Here is a 19,205-nt window from a genome sequence, read left to right on the forward strand (position 1 = left end):
CACCCACTGACCCATCCGGGTCCCAAGCCCCCGCGGGGCGCTGCCGCGCGGTGGCGCGTCGCCGGTCGGGTCGCCGCTGCGCGGAGCGAGGTCCCCGACCCGCCCTTCGCCCGTTCCCCGGGGCTGCGCCCCGGGCCCCCCTCCCCGGGGGCTGCGCCCCGGGCCCCCCTCCCCGGGGGCTGCGCCCCGGGCCCCCCTCCCCGGGGGCTGCGCCCCGGACGCCCCTCCCCGGGGGCTGCGCCCCGGACCCCCGCCGGCGTTCGAGCGACGCGCCCGTACCGGGGTCAGGGGCCGGCCCCTGGGAACGGTGGAAGGGCGGGTCGGGGAGCCCGCGCAGCGGCACGCCCGCGCCCTCCGCACGGGGCCCGGCCCCGCGTCAGAGATGGGAAATGGCCCGGGCCGCCGCCAGCTCCTGGCGGACCGGGGCCAGCACGCTGGAGTCGTCGTCCTCCGGCGGCATGTCCACCCGCACCGGCGTGGGGCTGCTGCGGACCCCCTCGGCCAGCTCGCGGAGCTGCTCCGCGATCCGGTCGACCTCCCCCGCCGCGGGTGCGGCGGCGCCGTGGTTGACCCGGACCCGCGCCGCGGTGGTGGCGTCCACGATGCGCTCCACGGCCACCACCAGCGGCCACCACGCGGCGGCCCGGTTCCCCGTCGGCGGGGGCTCGGTCAGGGCCCGCTGGAACTCGGTGCGGACCCCCGAGAGGTCCCGGTAGATGCGGCGCCGCGCCTGGAGGCGGACCTGCCGGGCGGCCCGCAGCTCGGCTTCGTCCGCGACGGGGGCGAAGGCGCGCTCCACGTACCGGGCCGCGTCGTCGACGGCGTCGGCCAGCCGGTCCCCGATCCGGGTGTGCCAGCTCTCCGGCCACAGCAGGTAGCCGGCGACCAGGGCGATGGCGCAGCCGATCAGGCTGTCGAGCAGCCGGGGCATGATCAGGTCGAAGCCCTCGTGGTTGAGCTGGTCCGACAGGAGCAGGATCACGGGGGTGATGGCCGCGGTCTGGAAGGCGTACCCCTTGGCGGAGAACGCCGGGATCAGCGCGGCGAGCACCACCATCACCGGTACGTCCCACCAGCCGCGCGGCACCTCGGCGAGCACGGCGGCGGCGAGGACCAGCCCGGCCGCCGTCCCCAGGGCCCTCAGGACCGCGCGGGAGAAGACGGAGCCGAAGTCCGGTTTGAGGACGAAGGTGACGGTCAGGGCCACCCAGTAGGAGCGCTCCACCTCGATGAGGGAGACGAGCGACTGGGCGAGGCCGATGCACAGGGCCAGCCGCAGCCCGTACCGCCAGGAGGCCTCGGACAGCATCATGTCGCGCACCCCGCGCCGGGCCCGGACGCGCAGGGCGGCCGGCCGGCCGAGCCGGTCGTCGACGTTGTACACGTCCGGTTCGGCGAGGTGCACGACGGCCGCCGCGTGCCGCAGCGCGGAGTCGATGGCCCGCTCGGACGGGCTGTGCGGGGCGGGCAGGGTGAGGACGGGGGTCGTGGTGCGGCCCTCCTCGACGGCGGCGGCCAGTTCCCGTACCGCCGCCGGGATCGCGGCCGGCAGCGGCCGCCCCCGCAGGTGGGCGGCGGGCGCGGCCTCGACGAGGGGGATCAGCACGTTCAGCTGGGCCAGCATCCGTACCAGGGAGGGGCTGCGCCCGTGCACCCGGGCCCGCCGCCCCAGGACGAGGTCGTAGGACTGGTTGAGGGCCTGCGTGACCGCCTGGCGGCGTTCGTCGTAGACGGCCTGGGGCCCGCCGCAGGACTCCAGGGCGTCGGCGAGCGCCCGGTAGGCGGCGGCGACGGCGGCGCGTTCGGGCTGCCGGCCGCGCAGGGGCCACGCCAGCAGGGTCAGGACGAGGACGAACAGGCCGCCGGCGGTGAGCAGCAGCGGTGCGGTCCACCACGGCTGCGGCATCGGCAGGCCGGCCCCGACGACGGCGTTGAGCAGGAGCAGCAGCCCCGACACGGAGGCGACCGTGCCGATGGAGGAGATCATCCCGGAGAGGAGGGCGACGAGGGTGAGGACGGCGACGGCCAGCCAGCCGTGCCCGTAGACGAGGGTGCCGACGGCCACCCCGATGGCGCCGAAGGCCTGCGGGACGGCGATGTTCAGGACCCGCATCCGGTAGGCGTCGGCGGTGTCGCCGAAGACCCCGGCGAGGGCACCCATGGAGACGAGGGCCCCGTACTCGGGTTCTTCGAGGGCGAAGCCGACGGCGAGTGGGGTGGCCATCGCGATGCCGGCGCGGACGGCCGCCGCCCAGGGGATCGGGGCGCTGCTGGGCCGCAGTCCCGCGAGCAGCCAGGCGGGAGGAGCCAGGGGGTGGGGCCGGGTCCGCCCGGAGGGTATGTGCTCGGTGCGTCGTTCGGTGGTCATTCCGCTTCCGTGTCACCGCTCGCGAATCGGTTGTTCTGGGGAGTTCTGCGGAGGATGGGTACCTTCCGAGCTTATGGGGTGCGGCGTAGCCGGCCCGTCACCCATGCGGCCAGCGCGGTGGCCAGCCCGAGGACGAGGACCACCCAGGCGGTGGTCCGCAGGAAGGCGGTGAGCGCGTCGTACACCGCGGCGGCGGCGGGCCGGTCGACGTCGGCGGGCAGGTCGTCGAGGGTGATGCGGCGGCACACGCCGACCGCGATCCACAGCAGTACGGCTCCGGCCGCCAGGCCGGCACCGGTGGCGACGAGGGCGCGCCGGCGCCGGACGGCGACAGCCACCGCGGCCACGGCGAGCAGCACGGTCAGCACGGGGAGCCAGACTCCGGCGATCTGGAGCACGTGGAACCCTTCCCGGAGCGCACCGAGGTTGTCGTATTCCATGACCTTCACGGAGAGGTGGGTCTCCGGGATCCGGTCGGCGAAGGGCACGCCGTCGGCGACCAGTTCCCCCTTGATCTCCGCGATCACGGGGGCGAGGTCGACGGTGACGGCGTCCCCGTGCCCGGTCTCCAGGGCGTCGAGGAAGGCGGTGTGCGCGGCCCGGTTGGCCGTCTCCCAGGCGGTCCGGTAGGCGGGGGTGCCGGCGAAGGAGCGCAGGGCCTCGCCGATCAGCGTGTCCACGGCGCCCTGGAAGGGGCCCGCGTCGATCTGCCCGGACAGGGCCCGGGTGGCCTGGGTGACGACCACCTCCTGGACCGCCGGATCCTTCGCGAGCGGGGCCATGGCCGCCGTGTAGTGGTCGGCGTCGCCCAGCCGGCGGTCGGCCCAGTACGCGACCGCGCTCGCGGGCACGAGCAGGGCCACCAGCACGATGAGGGCCGCCGACAGGTAGGTGCGCACGTCACCAGGGAAAGGCGGGCGCGGTGGGCGGCGCCACCCCTGCTGCTGCGTCCGGGGCCCGGATTCCCTCCCGCAGCGCGGCGCGGACCGCCCGGACGGGTGATCCACTTGCCGCTCCCGGGTGCCGGGTGTGCCCTTGAGGGTGGAAGAGAGGAGCCCCGCCATGGCACATGCGGCACCCACTGCTCCCCGGCGGCACCGCCCGATGACGTCGGCGGACGCGGACCGGCACACCGACCGGAACCGCCTGATACGCGCGCTGCTCATGGGCCTCGTGTACGGCGTCTGGGCGGCCTTCATCAATCGCCAGATGGGCCCGGTCGACGCGGGCAACGTGTTCTACGGGATCCTGTGCGGCGTGCTCTTCGCGGCCTGCATGTACGCCCTCGCCCGCGTCGGCCCCAGGATGAGGCGGGAGCTGCGCGCCGCCGCGTACGGCGTGTTCGGCGGCGTCGCGGCCGGCTACCTGCACAGCCTGACCAACGAGTCCGTGCTCCGCGCCACCACCGTCGGCCTGTTCGTGGGCCTGGGCGTCGGGATCGCGGCCTTCTACCGGTACTACACGCGGGAGGACTGACGACGGGGGCCGGCGCCCGGAGGCCGGGCCCCGCGCCGGTTCCCGCACCGCTCGCGAGGGGCGGGAACCGGCGCCTTCGGCTGCCGTTACGCCGCCGAGCCGGCGGGCTGGTCCCGCTGCGGCTCGGTACCGGACCCGGTCATGGCACCGGCCTCGGCGGTCGCGGGCTGCGGGACGGTGTGGTCGGTGAGGGCGCGGTCGGAGGTGGTGTGCTCGGAGGCGGTGCGCTCGGCGGCGGGCCGGTCCTGGCCGTCCTTCCGGGCCGGCGGGGAGAAGCGGGCGGCCTCGGCACGGAGCATGGCGTTCAGGGCGGCGTACGGGTCGATGGGCATGGCGGAACCTCACGGTGGTTCGGTGTGTGTGGGGGGTCGCGTCCGCTGCTCGGCCCGGTCAGCAGCGCAGCACCACACTCCGTACCGCCCGCCCGGACGGGACCGGTTCGCCCGACGCGCAGCAAGCCGCCCGGGCGGGCCGGCCCGCCTGTTTCACGTGAAACATCCGCGAGGGCAGCCGCCGTACGGCCGGCGCGACGCGGACCGGGGTCCGCAGTGCCGCGCGGCCGACCGGATCCCCTGCCGGCTCCGACTTGCCCTCGGTGGGGTCGGCCGGCGCGGAGGACATGGGACGGGGCTCCGCGCCGGCCGTGGCCGTCGCCGCGGGACCGGCACCGAACAGGCACAGCAGGGCCACACAGGCCACCGTCAGGGCCCGCACCAGCGCTGTCCGCGCGTACCGCGCACCGTTCATGAGCCCTGCATGCCCCGACACGCCGAGTGACTCTCCGTATAACCCACAGAAGCCCCCGACCGGGGGACACAAGACACCCCACGGGCTGACAAGGGGTATCCGTCACTCAGCGCAACGGTCCGGTCAGTCGGGCCAGTACGGAGGTCTCGCCGCTGACCAGCCGGAGCCGGGCGATACCGGCACCCCCGGCCGGCACCGTGACGGGGTGCGGGGAGACCCGCTCGACGGTGAACACGGCCGTACGGTGGTCCGCGCGGGGGATCTCGATGACGCGGCCCCGCCGGAGCCCGCCGAGCGGGAGCCCGTTGCCGGTGATCACAGCGGTGCCGGCGGATCCGGGAGCCGGGCCCTCGGTGTCCCAGCCGGCCGCGCCCTCGGTGTCCTGCGGGCCCCGGGCCAGCGGGAGGTCCATCCCGAGGCTGCGGATCCGCAGCCGCAGCGGCGGGGCTGCCCGCATCGCCGGGGCGGACACCGTCCGGCGGTCGGCGCCGGGACCGTGCGCTCCGGACTGCTCCAGCCCGCGCACGAGTCGACGGTGTCCGGACAGGCCGAGGGCCCGCGAGGGCAGCGCGTCGGTGACGGCGGAGGCCGTCGGCTCGGCACCCGCGCTGCCGCGCAACAGACCTACACCGGTGCAGAGCAGAGTGACCGTCAGCGCGGCGACGGCCCACTGGGCGCGGGACATGGCATTCCTCCTGTCCGGCTCGGGCGGCCGGTTCCTGGGAGCAGTGGACCGCTCCCCGTACGTCCGCACATCGCCGCCCGCACCGGAAATGACGGCGCGTCATGCGTTCCCCGCACCGCACCGGTCGTTTCCTCCCAGTTGGCGACGGGTGCATCGGCCGTACACGTCCGATCGGGCCGCTACCCCCGAACGGGTGAGGAGCGAGCGGCCCGCCGGCACGCGCCCCGGCACGCCGCCGCGTCGCCCGCACACGCCCCCTGCGCGGCGTCCCCGCTGCGCCGCCCCCCGCGCGCCGTCCCCGCTGCGCCGCCGCCCCGCCGTCTACAGCGGGCGGGCCGGCCAGTCCAGCAGCCGGGCTCCGATCACGGCCGTCTGGAGGGTGTACCGCCGCACGGGATCCCCGGGGTCGGTCCCGGTCAGCCGGTGGATCCGCTCCAGCCGGTAGGTCAGCGCCCGCACGCTCAGGTCCAGCCGCCGGGCCGCCTCCGCCGCCACGCACCCCGAGTCGAAGTACGCGGTCAGGGTCTCCAGCAGGGGTACGGCCCCGCCCCGTCCGGCCCGCAGCGGGCCCAGGGCGGTCAGCACCAGCTCGGCCATCGCCGCCCGGTCGCGGATCAGCACCGGGAAGACCAGCAGGTCGGCGGCGCGCAGCAGCGGCCCTTCGAGGCCGAGCCGGTCCGCGAGGCCGAGCGCGTCCAGGGCCTCCCGGTACGAGGCGGCGGCCCCCTCCGCGCCCGGGTGCGGGCGCCCGACCGCGACGGGCCGGCGGCCGCCGGGGTCCGCGTACGCCAGCCGCGCGAACTCGGCGAGTACGTCGTCCTGGTCGCCCGGTGCCACGCAGACGAGCCGGCCGTCCTTGGTGGCGAGCAGGAACCGCCCGTCCCCGAAGCGCGCGGTCAGGGCCGCCGCCAGCCGGAGCTGTTCGGGGCCGCCGTCCCGGCAGGACCCGGGGCCGTCAGCGACGGCCACCGCGTGCGGCCGCGCCGGGCGGAGTCCGAAGCGGGCGGCGCGTTCGCCGAGGCGGGCGGGGTCGCAGCCGCCGAGCAGGAGGTCGTCGACGAACTCCCTCCGGGCCAGCCCCTCCTGGCGGCCGGGGTGCCCGGGGGCCCGCTCGTACCCCTCGGCGAAGGCGTCCACGGCCTGTTCGGCCGCCGCCAGCACGGGGTCGGGGGCGGGGTGGCCGGCGATCGCGGCGCGGGTGGCGGCGAGGTGGGCGCCGATGAGGCCGCGCAGTCCGTACCCGGCCCCGGCGGCCCGCTCGCCGAGCGCGCGGCGGGCGTCGAGCTGTTCGCGGCCGGGGGGCCGGCCGGTGGCCGAGGCTTCCGCGAGCATGCGCAGGTACCCGTCCAGATACTCCTCGGGTATGTCCCGCCCTGACTCCACACCAGCCCCCCGGTCCGTCCGAAACGTCATTCTCCCCCGCACCAAGATCGATCAGGGCGGGGGAGGCGGAGGGAAGGGCAGGTCAGCCGACCACCACCGCCACCGTCGCCACCCCCATGAGGGCGGCGGCGAGGTGCATCGCGGAGTGGCCGTAGTCCCCGAACCACAGCTGGCGCGCCAGTCCGCCGAGGGCGGCCAGGGAGCCTATGACGCCGATCTGGGCGAGGAGGGTGACGGCGGTGAAGGGGGCCAGGAGCAGCAGTACCGAGTTCAGCCAGAACGGCGCGGCGCCGGTCCAGCCGCGCCATTCCCGGATCGCGGACCGCATCGCCGGATCCCACCTCCACACCCGTCACACGCGCAACAGGTGTGTCGCGCTCAACTCGTCGGCTGTACAGCCTCCTTGGGTGTGGCCGCAGGGGCAAGAGCGCGTTCGGCTAGAAAACCGAAGGCCAGGCCGAAAGTCGTCCACAGTGCCGCCTGGATGGCCAGCGACGCGAGACGGAACTCCCAGAGCAGCGCGGCGGGGAAGCCCGCCGGCACCTCGTTGGTCCCGGGCAGCACCGCGTACGCGACGCCCACCGCGGCCACGAAGACCAGCGAGGCCGTGACCGAGGCGTTCCAGTGGCCCAGGCGCGGCGCCAGCCGCCGGCCCAGGATCAGTGCGCCCGCCGCCAGCAGCAGGCTCAGGGCGATCATCATCAGGTAGAGGGCGGTCCGCCGGGCGGCCGTGTCGGGGTCCCCGACGGCGGGCGGATTGGCGGGGTACTTGAAGAACGGCACCAGGGTCACGGTGACGAACAGGCCGCCCGTGACCAGGGCCGCCGTGGCCCGGGCGCCGAAGCGCCCGATCCGGCCCAGGGCGAAGCAGTAGACGAGCGCGGCGATGCCGCCGAGCGCGACCCCGTAGAGCAGGACGCCGGTGCCGAGGCCGGCCGTGGCCTGGAGGGCCCGGCTCACCGGCGGTTCGTCGCCGTGGTGGTGCCCGGTGGCGGTCGCGCCGGCCTCCTCGATGGCGATCGCCGCGTCCACCTTGGACTCGCCGAGCAGGTACGCGACGAGGAAGGCGGCGACGCCCGCGAGCAGGCCGGCCAGCATGCCCCGCACCAGCAGGGCACGGGGGGAGACGTTGTTCACGCGGGAACCCCTCGGGTGATCGTGTGGGTGATCAGAGGGGTCAGTGGCAGGGGAAACCGAGCAGGTGGCGGCCGTCGTGCAGCCACTCGTGGACGGTCTCGCCCTGGAAGACGGCCGTGGCGCCCTGCTCGATGCCGACGAAGTACAGCAGGACGAGGGCCAGGACCGCGGCGAAGGCGGCCCAGGGGGCCAGCGCCGAGAGGGAGATGGGGGCGAGGGCGGCGGGGGCCGGTGCGGGCGCGGCGGTGTGGGCCATTGCAGAACCTCCAGGGGGAACACGCGTCCCGGTCAGTGGTGCTCTGTTCGAAGGCGGCGGGTCTGACTTCCCTCCCCGGTGCCGCGGGAGGACTCACAGTGGCGCGACCGTGCCGGATTCCCACCGGTACTTCCGCCGTGCCTTCGGCCTGTCGTCCGCGACCGTACCGCGCTCGTGGCTTGAACACCACGGCGCGTGACCGCCGTTTCACGCCCTGGGCGTGCGCTCTACGCTCCCCGCATGGCATCCGTACGCGTACACCTGACCACGCCCCCGCTCGACGCCGCCGCCCGGCAGGGACGGTTCGGCCGCGGGGCGCCGTGCCCCGGCCACGAGGGCCTGGCCGGGCCGGCCATGGGGGAGTGGGCGGGGCGGACCCTGGAGGAGGTCGCCGCCGAGGACCCGGAGGGGCTCCGGCGCTGGCTCACGGACCCCGGGTACGCGCCCCCGGGCGGCGGGGAGCCGGTGGCGGAGCTGATCCGCCGGACGGGGAGGCACCTGGCGGGCCTCGGGCCCGGCCGGCACCACGCGGTGGTCGAGCAGGCCGTCGTACGGGCGGCCGTGGTGGCCGCGCTGGAGCTGCCGGCCGAGGCCTTCTGGCGGCTCGACGTACGGCCGGACACGGTGACGGTCCTCAGCGGGCGCGCGGGCCGCTGGAACCTCCTCGTGGGACAGCCCGGGTAGGCCCCGCCGGGACACCGGGCCCCGGGCCCCCCGGACACCGGGACGCCCAGGCCCCGAGTCAGCGGGCCCCGGACCGCCGGGCACGCGGAACGGCCCGGACCCCGCGACGCGGTCCGGGCCGAACGGCAGGGGCCGACCGCCTCAGGCGACGATCCAGTCGGACGTGGCGATCACCGGCTGCACGCCGTCACGGTGGACGGTGCCCTCGATCAGGCCGTACATGCGGTCCGCGGCGAAGTAGACCTCGTTGTCGTTCTTGAGGCCGAAGGGCTCCAGATCGACGAGGAAGTGGTGCTTGTTGGGCAGGTTGAGGCGCACCTCGTTGACCTTCGGGCAGTTGTCGAGCACCCGCTCGGCCATCTGGTTCAGGGTCTGCTGGAGCGAGTAGGAGTACGTCTCCGCGAAGGCCTCCAGCATGTGCTTGCGGACCTTCTTGTACGACTGGTCCCAGTCGTACCCGGCGTCGTCGGCGGCCAGCGCCGAGTGCGCCCAGCGGGAGGTGACCTTGGTCGCCAGGATGCGGTCGTACGCCTCCTGGAGGGTCGTGTACTTGTCCTTGATGAAGCCGTGGAACTCGGAGTTGGTCGAGTTCATCACCGTCAGGTCCTTCAGGCCCGAGATGACCTGGAGTCCGGTGGTCTCGCTGTAGGTGATCTGCGCGGTGCGCACCTCCTGGCCCTTGCGGACGAAGGAGTGCTGCTCCTTGCGGGTCGGGACGGGGATCCGCTCCCAGGCGAACTCCTCGATGCGGATCTGCGCCTCGCGGATCGGGGCCTGGGAGGAGACGAAGTGCTTGGCGAGGAGGATGCCGAAGGCCTCGGGGGAGGCGATGCCGTGCTCCTTGCCGAAGGCGTACACCGTGTTCTTGGTGGTGTCGGTCGGCAGGCAGTTGGCGTTGTCGCCGGTCAGGTGGACGTCACGGAACTCACCGCGCAGGGCGACGGACACGTTCAGGTCGCGGATCTCGTGCCAGGAGCCGTCGTTGCCCTTGCGGGTCACCACGACGATGCGGTTCTCGGCCTTGCCGTACTGGTTCTGGCCCAGGACGTGCTTGCTCATGCTGTCTTCCTTCGGGTACTCGGGAACACGGAGTCCGTTGTTCTGGATCCCGTACGCCCGGCGTCCAGCGCCCGCCCTCCTGGAAGGGCGTGGCGCTCCCCGCCGTTCGGCCCCGGAGGACCGCCCCGGGACTGACGTGCATCCCGGTCCGTAGGTGCTGAGTGGTACTGCACGGATTGCAGCATGTGTACGGCGGGTTAACCACCGCACGGATCATCCGAACACCCGCACCCACGGATTGGGCGACCGCACAGCCGCGCAGGTCAGGCCATGTGCGCATCCGTGACGGTCAGGGCCTCGTCGAGGATCGCCAGCCCCTTGGCGACGTCCTCGGCCGAGATGTTGCACGGCGGGGCGACGTGGATGCGGTTCCCGGCGAGGAGCGGCCACAGGCCGCCCTTCTTCAGGGCCGCGCCGAAGGCGGCCATCGGCGCGTTGTCGGCACCGGAGGCGTTGTACGGGACGAGCGGCTCGCGCGTCTCCGCGTTCCGTACGAGTTCCAGGGCCCAGAAGGTGCCCATGCCGCGCACCTCGCCGACGGACGGGTGCCGCTCGGCGATCTCGCGCAGGCCCGGGCCCAGCAGCTCGGCGCCCGTGCGCGCGGACTGCTCGACGATGCCCTCCTCGGCCATGGTGTTGACGGTCGCGACGGCGGCGGCGCAGGCCAGCACGTGCCCGGAGTACGTCAGACCGCCCGGGTAGGGCCGGCGGGCGAAGGTCTCGGCGATCGCGGCGGAGATGGCCACGCCGCCGAGCGGCACGTAGCCGCTGGTGATGCCCTTGGCGAAGCAGAGGAGGTCGGGGGTGACGTCCCAGTGGTCGGCGGCGAACCACGTGCCGGTGCGGCCGAAGCCGACCATGACCTCGTCGAGGATGAAGACGATGCCGTAGCGGTCGCAGAGCTCGCGCACGCCCTTCAGGTAGCCGGCCGGGGGCACGAGTACGCCGGGGGCGCCGCCGACGGTCTCCAGGATGATCGCGGCGATGGACTGCGGCCCCTCGAAGACGATCGTGTCCTCCAGGTGGCGCAGGGCGCGCTCGCACTCCTGCGCCTCGGTGGTGGCGTGGAAGGGCGAGCGGTAGAGGAACGGGCCCCAGAAGTGGACGACGCCGGCCGTCGCCCCGTCGTTGCCGAAGCGGCGGGCGTCGCCGGTGAGGTTGATCGCGGTGGTGGTCGCGCCGTGGTACGAGCGGTACGCGGACATCACCTTGGGCCGGCCGGTGTGCAGCCGGGCCATCCGTACGGCGTTCTCGACGGCTTCGGCGCCGGCGTTGGTGAAGAAGATCTTGTCGAGGTCGCCGGGGGTGCGCTCGGCGATGAGGCGTGCGGCCTCGGAGCGGACGTCCACGGCGAAGCCGGGGGCGAGGGTACAGAGCCTGTTCGCCTGCTCCGCGATGGCGGCGGCCACCTTGGGGTGCTGGTAGCCGATGTTGGTGTAGACAAGCGCGCTGGAGAAGTCGAGGTAGCGGTTGCCGTCGTAGTCCCAGAAGTACGAGCCCTCGGCCCCGGCCACGGCGAGCGGGTCGATGAGCTCCTGCGCCGACCAGGAATGGAAAACGTGGTTCCGGTCTGCTTCTTTGACGGCGTCTTTCACAGCGGCGGGGGCGGCGGCTTCTGCGTTCATATATCGAGGGTAATTGTCCAGGATGTGGACACCGGGCTGCCTCGGTCACGACACCCCGGGCGGGCGACTTGACGGATCCCGAGCCGGGTCCTCGACGGGTCCGGGAAGCCCGCATAGCGTCCCTCGGACCGGCCGCTCCACGGGGGAGAACGGCGGAAAACCCATGGTGGGAGCCGTTGACGGCCCCCGCACAGCCCTCCGGGGGCGGTCCACGGCCGCCACCGGAGCGCCTTCCGTCCGCCGTCGACCCGCGCTCGTGGCGCCCGTCGATCCGCTGTCGAGGCCCCTTCGAGGCCGCCTGCCGTGGCCCGCCCCGGACGCGCCCCGCACCGCCGCGCGTCACGCCGCCACCGCCGACTCGGCAGTAGCGTGGAACCCGCGCGGGATTTGTCCGTCCCGGCCGGGGGTAGGTGCGGCGCCGGGGGAGCGGCGTCGGAGACGGGAGAGCCTGTGGCGGAGCAGACGCGGCGGCTGGTCCTCGGCGGCGCCACGGCAGGGGTCGTGGCCCGGTGCCGGGACTTCACCAGGCGCGCCCTCACCGACTGGCTGTGGCCCGAGGGCACGGAGGCCGAGGAGGACGTGCTCCTGCTGGTCTCCGAGGTGGTCACCAACGCCTGCCTGCACGCCGGCGGCCCGCGCGAGCTCGTGCTGCGGCACAGTCCGGGCGTGCTGCGGGTCGAGGTGAGCGACGGGAGCCCCGAAGCGCCGGTGCGCCGGGTCGAGCGGGACCGCTCCCGGCCGGGCGGGCACGGGCTGATCCTGCTGGAGCGCCTCGCGAAGAGCTGGGGCTCGCAGCCCGTGGCGGACGGCCGCCCGGGCAAGACGGTCTGGCTGGAGGTGCCCGCACCCGCCCCGGGTACCCCCGGCGCCGGCGGCGGCCCCTCGGCGGACGGCGGCCCGGCCGGCGCCTGAGCCCGGGCCGCTCAGCCTCGCGCCTGAGCCTGGCCCGCTAAGCCTCGCGCCCCGCATGAGCCGCCCGCGCCGCCGGCCCGCCCGAGCCGCCGGGCCACGAGGCCCCGAGCCCTCCGGGGGCGGTGGTTCGGGCGGCGGGTCAGGCGTCGGTGAGCAGGCCGCCGCGCAGCTGGGTCAGGGTGCGGTTCAGCAGCCGGGACACGTGCATCTGGGACAGGCCCAGCCGGGCCCCGATCTCGGACTGGGTCAGCTCCTGCCCGAACCGCAGCGACAGCAGCTCCCGCTCCCGCTCGGGGAGCCCGGCCAGCATGGGCTTGAGGGACTCCAGGCACTCGATCCGGTCGTACGCGGGCTCCTCCTCGCCGAGCGAGGACCGCTCCGCGACCGGGTCGCGCTCCGAGTCCTCCTGCACGGGGGCGTCCAGGGAGCGCGCGGAGTACGCGCTGGCCGCCTTCCGGCCCTCGCTGAACTCCTCCGGCGTCACATGCAGCGCCCGCGCCATCTCGTCGTCGGTGGGCTCGCGGCCGAGGCCCTGCTCCAGTGCGTCGTGGGCCTTGGCGCTGTCGATGCGCAGCTCCTGGAGCCGGCGGGGAACCTTGACCGCCCAGCTCGTGTCGCGGAAGAACCGCTTGATCTCTCCGCTGATGGTGGGCATCGCGAAGGTGGTGAACTCCACCCCGCGCTCCGGGTCGAACCGGTTGATCGCCTTGATCAGGCCGATGGTGCCGACCTGGACGATGTCCTCCATCGGCTCGCTGCGGCCCCGGAAACGCCGGGCGGCGTACTTCACGAGGCTGACGTTCAGCTCGACGAGGGTGTTGCGGACGTACGAGTAGTCGGACGTGCCTTCGTCCAGCTCCGCAAGCCGGTGGAACAAGGCCGTGGAAAGGGCCCTGGCCTCCAGGGTGGCCGCGTCCAGGTGGTCGGTGTGGCCGGAACGGTCAGGGGTGCTTTCCGTGCGGTCGGTGCTTCCGTTCCGGTCGTCGTGTTCGAGCTCGGTACGCTCCATCGCTCTGCGCTCCTCCGGCGGGTGGTCCCGGGTCGCGGGCAGGGGTCATGCGAGATTGGGGCCGTCACCGTCCATGGGGATATACCCGGCCCTAACCGTCGATACCCCCGCTTTTCCCTCCGCGATGTTTCACGTGAAACCGCCACCACGGTGAAAGTGCTGGTCACCGGCCCCGCCGCGGCGGCCGGGCAGCCCCTACGCTGCGGTGCATGGAGTCCTACACGATCGGACAGGCAGCCCGGCTGCTCGGCGTCAGCAGTGACACCGCCCGCCGCTGGGCGGACGCCGGCCGCTTCCCGACGCGGCGCGAGGGTAACCGGAGGATCGTCGACGGGCCGGACCTGGCGGCGTTCTGCGTGGAGGTCGCGCAGGAGGCGGGGGAGGACGAGGACGCCCCGTACACCTCGGCGCGCAACGCCTTCCCGGGCATCGTGACCGGTATCCGGCTGGGCTCGGTCGGCGCGCAGGTGGAGATCCAGGCGGGCCCGCACCGGGTGGTGTCGCTGCTGACCCGGGAGGCGGTGGAGGAGCTGGGCCTGGAGGTCGGCATGCGCGCCACCGCCCGCGTGAAGTCCACCAGCGTCTTCGTCGACCGCACCTGAGGGCGCCTTTCCGCACCTGAGGGCGCCTGCCGGCCGCCTGCCGGACCGGCCTCCGTACGGGAGCCCGATCAGCCCCCAGCTCCGGGCGGCGGCCCCGGTGACGATCCCGCCCCTCGCGCATCAGCCCGGTGACGCCCCGGAAGGTCCCGGCCGGCCAGAAGTGCCACGCGTAGGTGCCGGTGGTGCCGGTGGTGCCGGCGAAGACCACGGTGATGTCCCGTCCCACCGGCGCAGGCTGACAATCGTCGCCGGGGCCTCCTACGGGGTCCGTACGAAGGCCCCCGCGCGGGCCGCCGCCACCGCCGCCCCGGCCGCCCGCCGGGCCGCGGCCTCGTCCAGCGGGGCGTCCGTGGTCAGCAGCCGGTAGTACAGCGGGGCGGAGACGGCCCGCACCACCTCGGCGGCGTCGGTGCCCTCGGGCAACTCGCCCCGGGCGACGGCCTCCTGGACGCAGGGCGCCCATTCCGCGACCCGGACCTCGTAGAAGCGGTGCAGGGCCTCGGCCGTCCGGGCGTCGCCCGTGGCGGCGGCGATGACGGCCTTGAACAGGGGGCCCTGGCGCGGGTCGGACAGGGTGCGCCGGACGAGCTCTGCGTTGGCGAGCAGGTCCTGCTCCAGTGAGCCGGTGGCGGTGCGCGGGAGCGACTGCTCGGCCATGTCCGTCAGCAGGTCGGCGACCAGGCCGGCCACGGTGCCCCAGCGCCGGTAGACGGTGGTCTTGCCGACCTCGGCCCGCCGGGCGACCTCGGCGAGGTCCAGCCCGTGGAAGCCCTGCTCGGCGAGCATGTCGCCGGCCGCCTCCAGCACGGCGGCCCGTACCCGGGCCGTCCGGCCCCCGGGGCGCACGGTCCCCGGCTCGGCGGACACGTCTCCCGTGTCCCCTGCTCCTGCGGCATCGCTCGGCAACGTCATAACGGTTCCCTGGTTCCATTAGCGGCCTTCGGCTGTTACGTTGGGATCACCTTAAAGGGTCTGCGGTGCCATTACCGCTCACCGGGAGGAGTCCGTCATGGAATACAGGCAGCTCGGTTCGTCCGGCCTCAAGGTCCCAGCCCTCGGCTTCGGAGCCGGCACCTTCGGCGGCAGCGGCCCCGTCTTCGGCGCCTGGGGCAGCACGGACGCCCAGGAGGCGCGTCGGCTCGTCGACATCTGCCTGGAGGCGGGCATCACCCTCTTCGACACCGCCGACGTCTACTCGGCCGGTGCCTCGGAGGAGGTCCTCGGCCGGGCCGTCAAGGGCCGGCGCGACCAGGTCCTCATCTCCACCAAGGCGGGCCTGCCCACCGGCGACGGCCCCGGCGAGTACGGCACCTCCCGCTCCCGCCTGATCGGCGCGGTCGAGGGCGCCCTGCGCCGGCTCGGCACCGACCGCATCGACCTCTTCCAGCTGCACGGCTTCGACGCCGCCACCCCCGTCGAGGAGGTGCTGGCCACCCTCGACCAGCTCGTCCGCTCCGGAAAGGTCCGCTACGTCGGCGTCTCCAACTTCGCGGGCTGGCAGCTGATGAAGTCCCTCTCCGCCGCCGACCGGCACGGCTTCCCCCGCTACGCGGCCCACCAGGTCTACTACTCCCTCGTCGGCCGCGACTACGAGTGGGAGCTGATGCCGCTCGGCCACGACCAGGGCGTCGGCGCGATGGTGTGGAGCCCCCTGGGCTGGGGCCGCCTCACCGGCAGGCTCCGCCGCGGCCGTCCGCTGCCGGCCGGCAGCCGGCTGCACGAGACCGCCGACTACGGCCCGCCGGTGGAGGACGCGTACCTGTACGACGTGGTGGACGCCCTCGACGAGATCGCGGAGGAGACCGGCCGGACCATCCCCCAGGTGGCGATCAACTGGCTGCTGCGCCGCCCGACCGTCTCGACGGTCCTCGTCGGCGCCCGCAACGAGGAGCAGCTGCGGCAGAACATCGGCGCCGTCGGCTGGGAGCTGAGCGCCGGGCAGGTCGCCCGGCTCGACGCCGCCAGCCACCGGCCGGCGCCGTACCCGTACTTCCCGTACGAGCGCCAGGAGGGCTTCGCGCGGCTCAACCCCTCGCTGCTGAACCGCAATTGAGCGTCTTGATTTGGCCGAACCCGTGGCCGGAACGGCTCTTCGGAGCATAGGGTCCAGGCGCCCTGCCGCACACGGGGCGTGCCGCCGGTCGCCGACGACCGGCGGGCTGCGGTCGGCCGATCGGGGGTTCCATGGAACAGGTGAAGAACCGGCGCGTGCTGGTGTCCGGCGCGGGCATCGCGGGCACCACGCTGGCCTATTGGCTGGTGAGGCACGGATTCCGGCCCACGGTGGTGGAGCGGGCGCCCGCCCTCCGCGAGGGCGGGTACAAGATCGACGTCCGGGGCGCGGCGCTGGAAGTCGTCAAGCGGATGGGCGTCATGGAGGAGGTCCGCCGCGAACGCACCGACGTCCGGGGCGGTTCCATCGTCACCGCCACCGGCAAGCGGGTGGCGAGCATGGACGGGGACACCTTCGGCGGGCGGGCGGGGGAGGACGCCGAGATCCTGCGCGGCGACCTGAACCGCATCCTGTACGACCTCACCAAGGGGGAGGCCGACTACCTCTTCGACGACTCGGTGGCCTCCCTGGAGGAAGGGGCCGACGGGATCGAGGCCGTCTTCGAGAGCGGCGAGCGCCGGGTGTTCGACCTGGTGGTCGGCGCGGACGGGCTGCACTCCCCCACCCGGGCGCTGGCCTTCGGCCCGGAGGAACGTTTCGTCCACGACCTGGGCTACTACGTCTCGATCTACAGCGTCCCCAACCACCTCGACCTCGACCGGTGGGAGCTGACGTACGTCTCCCCGAACCGGACGGCGCTCACCTACAGCACCGCCAAGGACACCGGCGCGAAGGCGATGTTCCTCTTCGCCTCCGGCCCGCTGGAGTACGACCGCCGCGACCCCGGCGCGCAGAAGCGGCTGCTGGCCGAGGCCTACGCGGGCGAGGGCTGGGAGGTGCCCCGGCTGCTGGAGGGGCTCGCGGACGCGCCCGACTTCTACTTCGACTCCCTCAGCCAGGTCCGGATGGACCGCTGGTCGCGGGGGCGGACCGTACTCGTCGGCGACGCGGCGTACTGCGCCTCACCGGCCTCCGGCCAGGGCACCAGCCTGGCCCTGGTCGGAGGCTACGTACTGGCCGGCGAGCTCGCCGCCGCCGGGGGCGGCCACGAGGCCGCCTTCGCCGCGTACGAGGACCTGATGCGGCCCTTCGTGGAGGCGAACCAGAAGCTCGGCCCGGCCAACGTCAAGCGCATGGTGATGCGGAGCAGCGGCCAGGTCCGGATCCAGCTGAGGGTGCTGGCGCTGATGAACCGGCTGCCGGGCAAGGAGCGGATGATGGCGAAGGTCCTGGAGCCGATCCACCGGGCGGCCAACGCCATCACCGTCAAGGAGTACGAGCGCCCCTGACGGAGCGCCCCTGACGGAGCGCCCTGACGGGCGACCCTGACGCGGGGCGGGCCCGCGAGCGGTGCGGCGCTCCTAGATCCACTCGCGCTGCGCCGCCCGCAGGCCCGCCTCGAAGCGGCTGCCCGCGCCGAGGCGCTTCATCAGCTCGGCCATCATCCGGCGCACCGTGCGCAGGGACAGGCCCAGTTGGCGTCCGGCGGCCTCGTCGGTGAGCCCGCTGCCCAGCAGCTTCAGCAGTTCCTTCTCCTGGCGGGTCAGGCCGCGGTCGTCGCGGTCCTGGCGCGTCCCCAGGGGCGCGGCCGACTCCCAGATCTGGTCGAAGAGCCCGGCGAGGCCGACCACCACGCCGGGTTCGGTCAGCTCCACCGCTCCCTTGCGGGTGTTCTCCGGGTCGGCCGGCACGATGACGGTCCTCCGGTCGAAGATCAGCATCCGTACGGGCAGCGAGGGGACGGTGCGCACCTCGCCGCCGAGATCGGTGAGCCACTCCGCGTACTCGCGGGTGACGGCGTCGTTGCGGACGCTGTCAAGGTAGACCGTCCGCATCCGGACACCCCGGTCGATGGTCTCGCGGTCGAGGGGCTTGCTGGCCTCCAGGCTGCCGCGGGACTGGGCCCCGCCCGGGTTGAAGGTCAGGCACTCCGAGGCCGCCCCCGTGGCCAGTTCGCGTATCCGGTGCTGCACCGACTCCACCCCCAGGAACTGCTGGGCGACGCGCTGGGGCTGACCCGTGTACAGCTCGGTGTAGGTGCTGAGCACGGCCGCCATGTCGGCCTCGCAGCGGGCGACGGCCTCCCGCCGGTCCTCCAGCTCGCGTTTGCGCTGGTTGAGGAGTTCCCGCAGGCCCCGGGCCGGGTCGCTGGGCTGGAGTTCGTTGCCCACCGGCGAGCGGTGCAGGAGCTTCAGGTCGGTGAGCTTCTCCAGGGAGGCGCGGATGTCGGCCGGCGCCACCTTCAGGCGGCGCGCCAGTTCGCTCACGCCCCACGCGTGATTGGCCAGCATCAGTTGGTAGACGTCGGCTGTCTGTGCGTCCAGCCCCAGTAGTTCGAGCATTGTCGTTCCCCGTTCGGTCCCCCGCGCGCTCTTCTTGCCGAGCGCCGCGCCGAAGTGGCCAACATATGAGACCGCGCGGCCCGGTCGCCAGCGCGGGGGGCGGTTCGGGGAGAAGTTGGCACCGACCTGCCACGTGGTTCTTCCTGCCAGCGGATCGGCTTCCGCTTGAGGTCTTCCGTAAAGCAAGCTGGACGCAGAACGAAGGAGCGCCCGGCGTCGAACGCCCGGCATGACTCCCGCTTTACGAACGCTTTTCCAGGGGGAAACCACCATGCAGTACTTCCGTCGTGTTTCCGGTGCCGCTTCCATGGCCGCGCTGGCCGCGCTGGCCGCCGGTCTCCTCGTCTCCGGGGCCGCACATGTCCAGCAGGAGCAGGAAATCAAGGTCGCCGCCTCCGGCCTGTCCCACCTCGACTGGGACGTCGTCGCAGCGGACTCGGACGCTCCGCTGGAGAGCGCCCGCGCCGTCGCGTACAACCTGAACTGGGATTAGTCGACCGCCATGCTTATGACCGCGGTTTCCCTGCGCGCACCGTCCGGCGGGACGGCCGACCAGCCGGATCCGTTGCTCCTCGCCTCGTTGCTGCGGGCCGTGGCCATCCCTTCGGACGGTCTGGAGCACGTGGCGGTCCGTCCCTCCGACGGGCACGTCGAGCTCGTCCTCTTCCAAACGGTTTCCGATGCACTGGAACCGCCGGCGTCAGGCGACAGCATTTGCCGCCGGGCACTGGAGATAACCCAACAGCTCAGTGGCTGGACCGTGGAAGCCGAACGGTAGAACACGGTCCCGCGGTTCATTCAGGGGAT

22 protein-coding genes are annotated in these 19,205 nt (G+C 73.8%); 8 read left to right on the forward strand and 14 right to left on the reverse strand.

The genetic code is table 11. The features are described 5' to 3' along the window. Window positions 1-376: 376 nt before the first annotated feature. Both AC069X_RS09990 and AC069X_RS09995 read right to left on the reverse strand, forming a co-directional pair. Entirely contained in the window at window positions 377-2,368 is a 1,992-nt protein-coding gene (locus AC069X_RS09990) for an FUSC family protein (RefSeq protein ID WP_478726928.1), read from the reverse strand. Between the two features lie 71 nt (window positions 2,369-2,439). Further along, on the reverse strand, window positions 2,440-3,267 hold the full coding sequence (locus AC069X_RS09995) for a hypothetical protein (protein ID WP_478726930.1): 828 nt from the start codon (window positions 3,265-3,267) through the stop codon (window positions 2,440-2,442). Window positions 3,268-3,430: 163 nt separating this feature from the next. Here AC069X_RS09995 and AC069X_RS10000 point away from each other — a divergent pair, with 163 nt between their 5' ends. Then, window positions 3,431-3,844, forward strand: coding sequence for a hypothetical protein (locus tag AC069X_RS10000; protein ID WP_478726932.1), 414 nt, complete (start codon window positions 3,431-3,433; stop codon window positions 3,842-3,844). A gap of 86 nt (window positions 3,845-3,930) precedes the next feature. Here the strand turns inward: AC069X_RS10000 and AC069X_RS10005 are convergent, their stop codons facing one another. From AC069X_RS10005 to AC069X_RS10035, 7 genes are all read right to left on the reverse strand, one after another. Beyond that, complete coding sequence (locus tag AC069X_RS10005; protein ID WP_478726934.1) at window positions 3,931-4,176, reverse strand: hypothetical protein; 246 nt, start codon at window positions 4,174-4,176, stop codon at window positions 3,931-3,933. A 58-nt stretch (window positions 4,177-4,234) separates the two neighbouring features. Continuing rightward, window positions 4,235-4,591, reverse strand: coding sequence for a hypothetical protein (locus AC069X_RS10010; RefSeq protein WP_478726936.1), 357 nt, complete (start codon window positions 4,589-4,591; stop codon window positions 4,235-4,237). 106 nt (window positions 4,592-4,697) lie between these two features. Beyond that, a complete protein-coding gene (locus AC069X_RS10015) occupies window positions 4,698-5,276 on the reverse strand; it encodes a class F sortase (protein ID WP_478726937.1) in 579 nt (192 codons plus the stop codon). A gap of 321 nt (window positions 5,277-5,597) precedes the next feature. Beyond that, complete coding sequence (locus AC069X_RS10020) at window positions 5,598-6,608, reverse strand: PucR family transcriptional regulator (RefSeq protein WP_478727024.1); 1,011 nt, start codon at window positions 6,606-6,608, stop codon at window positions 5,598-5,600. 133 nt (window positions 6,609-6,741) lie between these two features. Beyond that, window positions 6,742-6,987 (reverse strand): hypothetical protein, encoded by a 246-nt coding sequence (locus AC069X_RS10025; protein ID WP_478726939.1) that lies wholly within the window; start codon window positions 6,985-6,987, stop codon window positions 6,742-6,744. A gap of 50 nt (window positions 6,988-7,037) precedes the next feature. Further along, window positions 7,038-7,796: a CbtA family protein gene (locus tag AC069X_RS10030; RefSeq protein WP_478726941.1), complete on the reverse strand. Its 759-nt coding sequence runs from the start codon at window positions 7,794-7,796 to the stop codon at window positions 7,038-7,040. Window positions 7,797-7,836: 40 nt separating this feature from the next. Beyond that, complete coding sequence (locus tag AC069X_RS10035) at window positions 7,837-8,052, reverse strand: CbtB domain-containing protein (protein ID WP_478726943.1); 216 nt, start codon at window positions 8,050-8,052, stop codon at window positions 7,837-7,839. Between the two features lie 240 nt (window positions 8,053-8,292). On the opposite strand from AC069X_RS10035, the gene AC069X_RS10040 reads away from it, so the two are divergent. Then, window positions 8,293-8,736 (forward strand): histidine phosphatase family protein, encoded by a 444-nt coding sequence (locus AC069X_RS10040; RefSeq protein WP_478726945.1) that lies wholly within the window; start codon window positions 8,293-8,295, stop codon window positions 8,734-8,736. Window positions 8,737-8,877: 141 nt separating this feature from the next. Here AC069X_RS10040 and pucL read toward each other — a convergent pair whose 3' ends face one another. Both pucL and AC069X_RS10050 read right to left on the reverse strand, forming a co-directional pair. Continuing rightward, a complete protein-coding gene (pucL, locus tag AC069X_RS10045) occupies window positions 8,878-9,795 on the reverse strand; it encodes a factor-independent urate hydroxylase (protein WP_478726947.1) in 918 nt (305 codons plus the stop codon). Window positions 9,796-10,058: 263 nt separating this feature from the next. After that, window positions 10,059-11,420, reverse strand: coding sequence for an aminotransferase class III-fold pyridoxal phosphate-dependent enzyme (locus AC069X_RS10050; protein WP_478726948.1), 1,362 nt, complete (start codon window positions 11,418-11,420; stop codon window positions 10,059-10,061). Between the two features lie 450 nt (window positions 11,421-11,870). Between AC069X_RS10050 and AC069X_RS10055 the strand changes: the two genes are divergently transcribed. Beyond that, window positions 11,871-12,332, forward strand: a complete 462-nt coding sequence (locus AC069X_RS10055; RefSeq protein ID WP_478726950.1) for an ATP-binding protein — start codon at window positions 11,871-11,873, stop codon at window positions 12,330-12,332. A 139-nt stretch (window positions 12,333-12,471) separates the two neighbouring features. On the opposite strand, the gene AC069X_RS10060 is transcribed toward AC069X_RS10055, so the two are convergent. Further along, window positions 12,472-13,341, reverse strand: coding sequence for a SigB/SigF/SigG family RNA polymerase sigma factor (locus AC069X_RS10060; protein WP_478726952.1), 870 nt, complete (start codon window positions 13,339-13,341; stop codon window positions 12,472-12,474). A gap of 209 nt (window positions 13,342-13,550) precedes the next feature. Here AC069X_RS10060 and AC069X_RS10065 point away from each other — a divergent pair, with 209 nt between their 5' ends. Continuing rightward, the gene (locus tag AC069X_RS10065; protein WP_478726954.1) at window positions 13,551-13,943 is read left to right on the forward strand and encodes a TOBE domain-containing protein; all 393 of its coding nucleotides are present in this window, start codon (window positions 13,551-13,553) and stop codon (window positions 13,941-13,943) included. A gap of 258 nt (window positions 13,944-14,201) precedes the next feature. Here the strand turns inward: AC069X_RS10065 and AC069X_RS10070 are convergent, their stop codons facing one another. Next, window positions 14,202-14,855 (reverse strand): TetR/AcrR family transcriptional regulator, encoded by a 654-nt coding sequence (locus AC069X_RS10070; RefSeq protein ID WP_478726956.1) that lies wholly within the window; start codon window positions 14,853-14,855, stop codon window positions 14,202-14,204. Window positions 14,856-14,952: 97 nt separating this feature from the next. Between AC069X_RS10070 and AC069X_RS10075 the strand changes: the two genes are divergently transcribed. Both AC069X_RS10075 and AC069X_RS10080 read left to right on the forward strand, forming a co-directional pair. Beyond that, window positions 14,953-15,996 carry an aldo/keto reductase gene (locus AC069X_RS10075; protein ID WP_478726958.1) on the forward strand — a complete coding sequence of 348 codons (1,044 nt, stop codon included), beginning with the start codon at window positions 14,953-14,955 and terminating at the stop codon, window positions 15,994-15,996. 131 nt (window positions 15,997-16,127) lie between these two features. Beyond that, a complete protein-coding gene (locus AC069X_RS10080) occupies window positions 16,128-17,345 on the forward strand; it encodes an FAD-dependent monooxygenase (protein WP_478726960.1) in 1,218 nt (405 codons plus the stop codon). Window positions 17,346-17,417: 72 nt separating this feature from the next. Here the strand turns inward: AC069X_RS10080 and AC069X_RS10085 are convergent, their stop codons facing one another. Next, window positions 17,418-18,398, reverse strand: coding sequence for a LuxR C-terminal-related transcriptional regulator (locus tag AC069X_RS10085; protein ID WP_478726962.1), 981 nt, complete (start codon window positions 18,396-18,398; stop codon window positions 17,418-17,420). A 271-nt stretch (window positions 18,399-18,669) separates the two neighbouring features. On the opposite strand from AC069X_RS10085, the gene AC069X_RS10090 reads away from it, so the two are divergent. Together AC069X_RS10090 and AC069X_RS10095 are read left to right on the forward strand one after the other, a co-directional pair. Then, window positions 18,670-18,891, forward strand: a complete 222-nt coding sequence (locus AC069X_RS10090) for a hypothetical protein (protein ID WP_478726963.1) — start codon at window positions 18,670-18,672, stop codon at window positions 18,889-18,891. A gap of 9 nt (window positions 18,892-18,900) precedes the next feature. Continuing rightward, window positions 18,901-19,176, forward strand: a complete 276-nt coding sequence (locus AC069X_RS10095) for a hypothetical protein (RefSeq protein ID WP_478726965.1) — start codon at window positions 18,901-18,903, stop codon at window positions 19,174-19,176. Window positions 19,177-19,205: the final 29 nt, after the last annotated feature.

Source organism: Streptomyces sp. NPDC043896 (assembly GCF_056435605.1).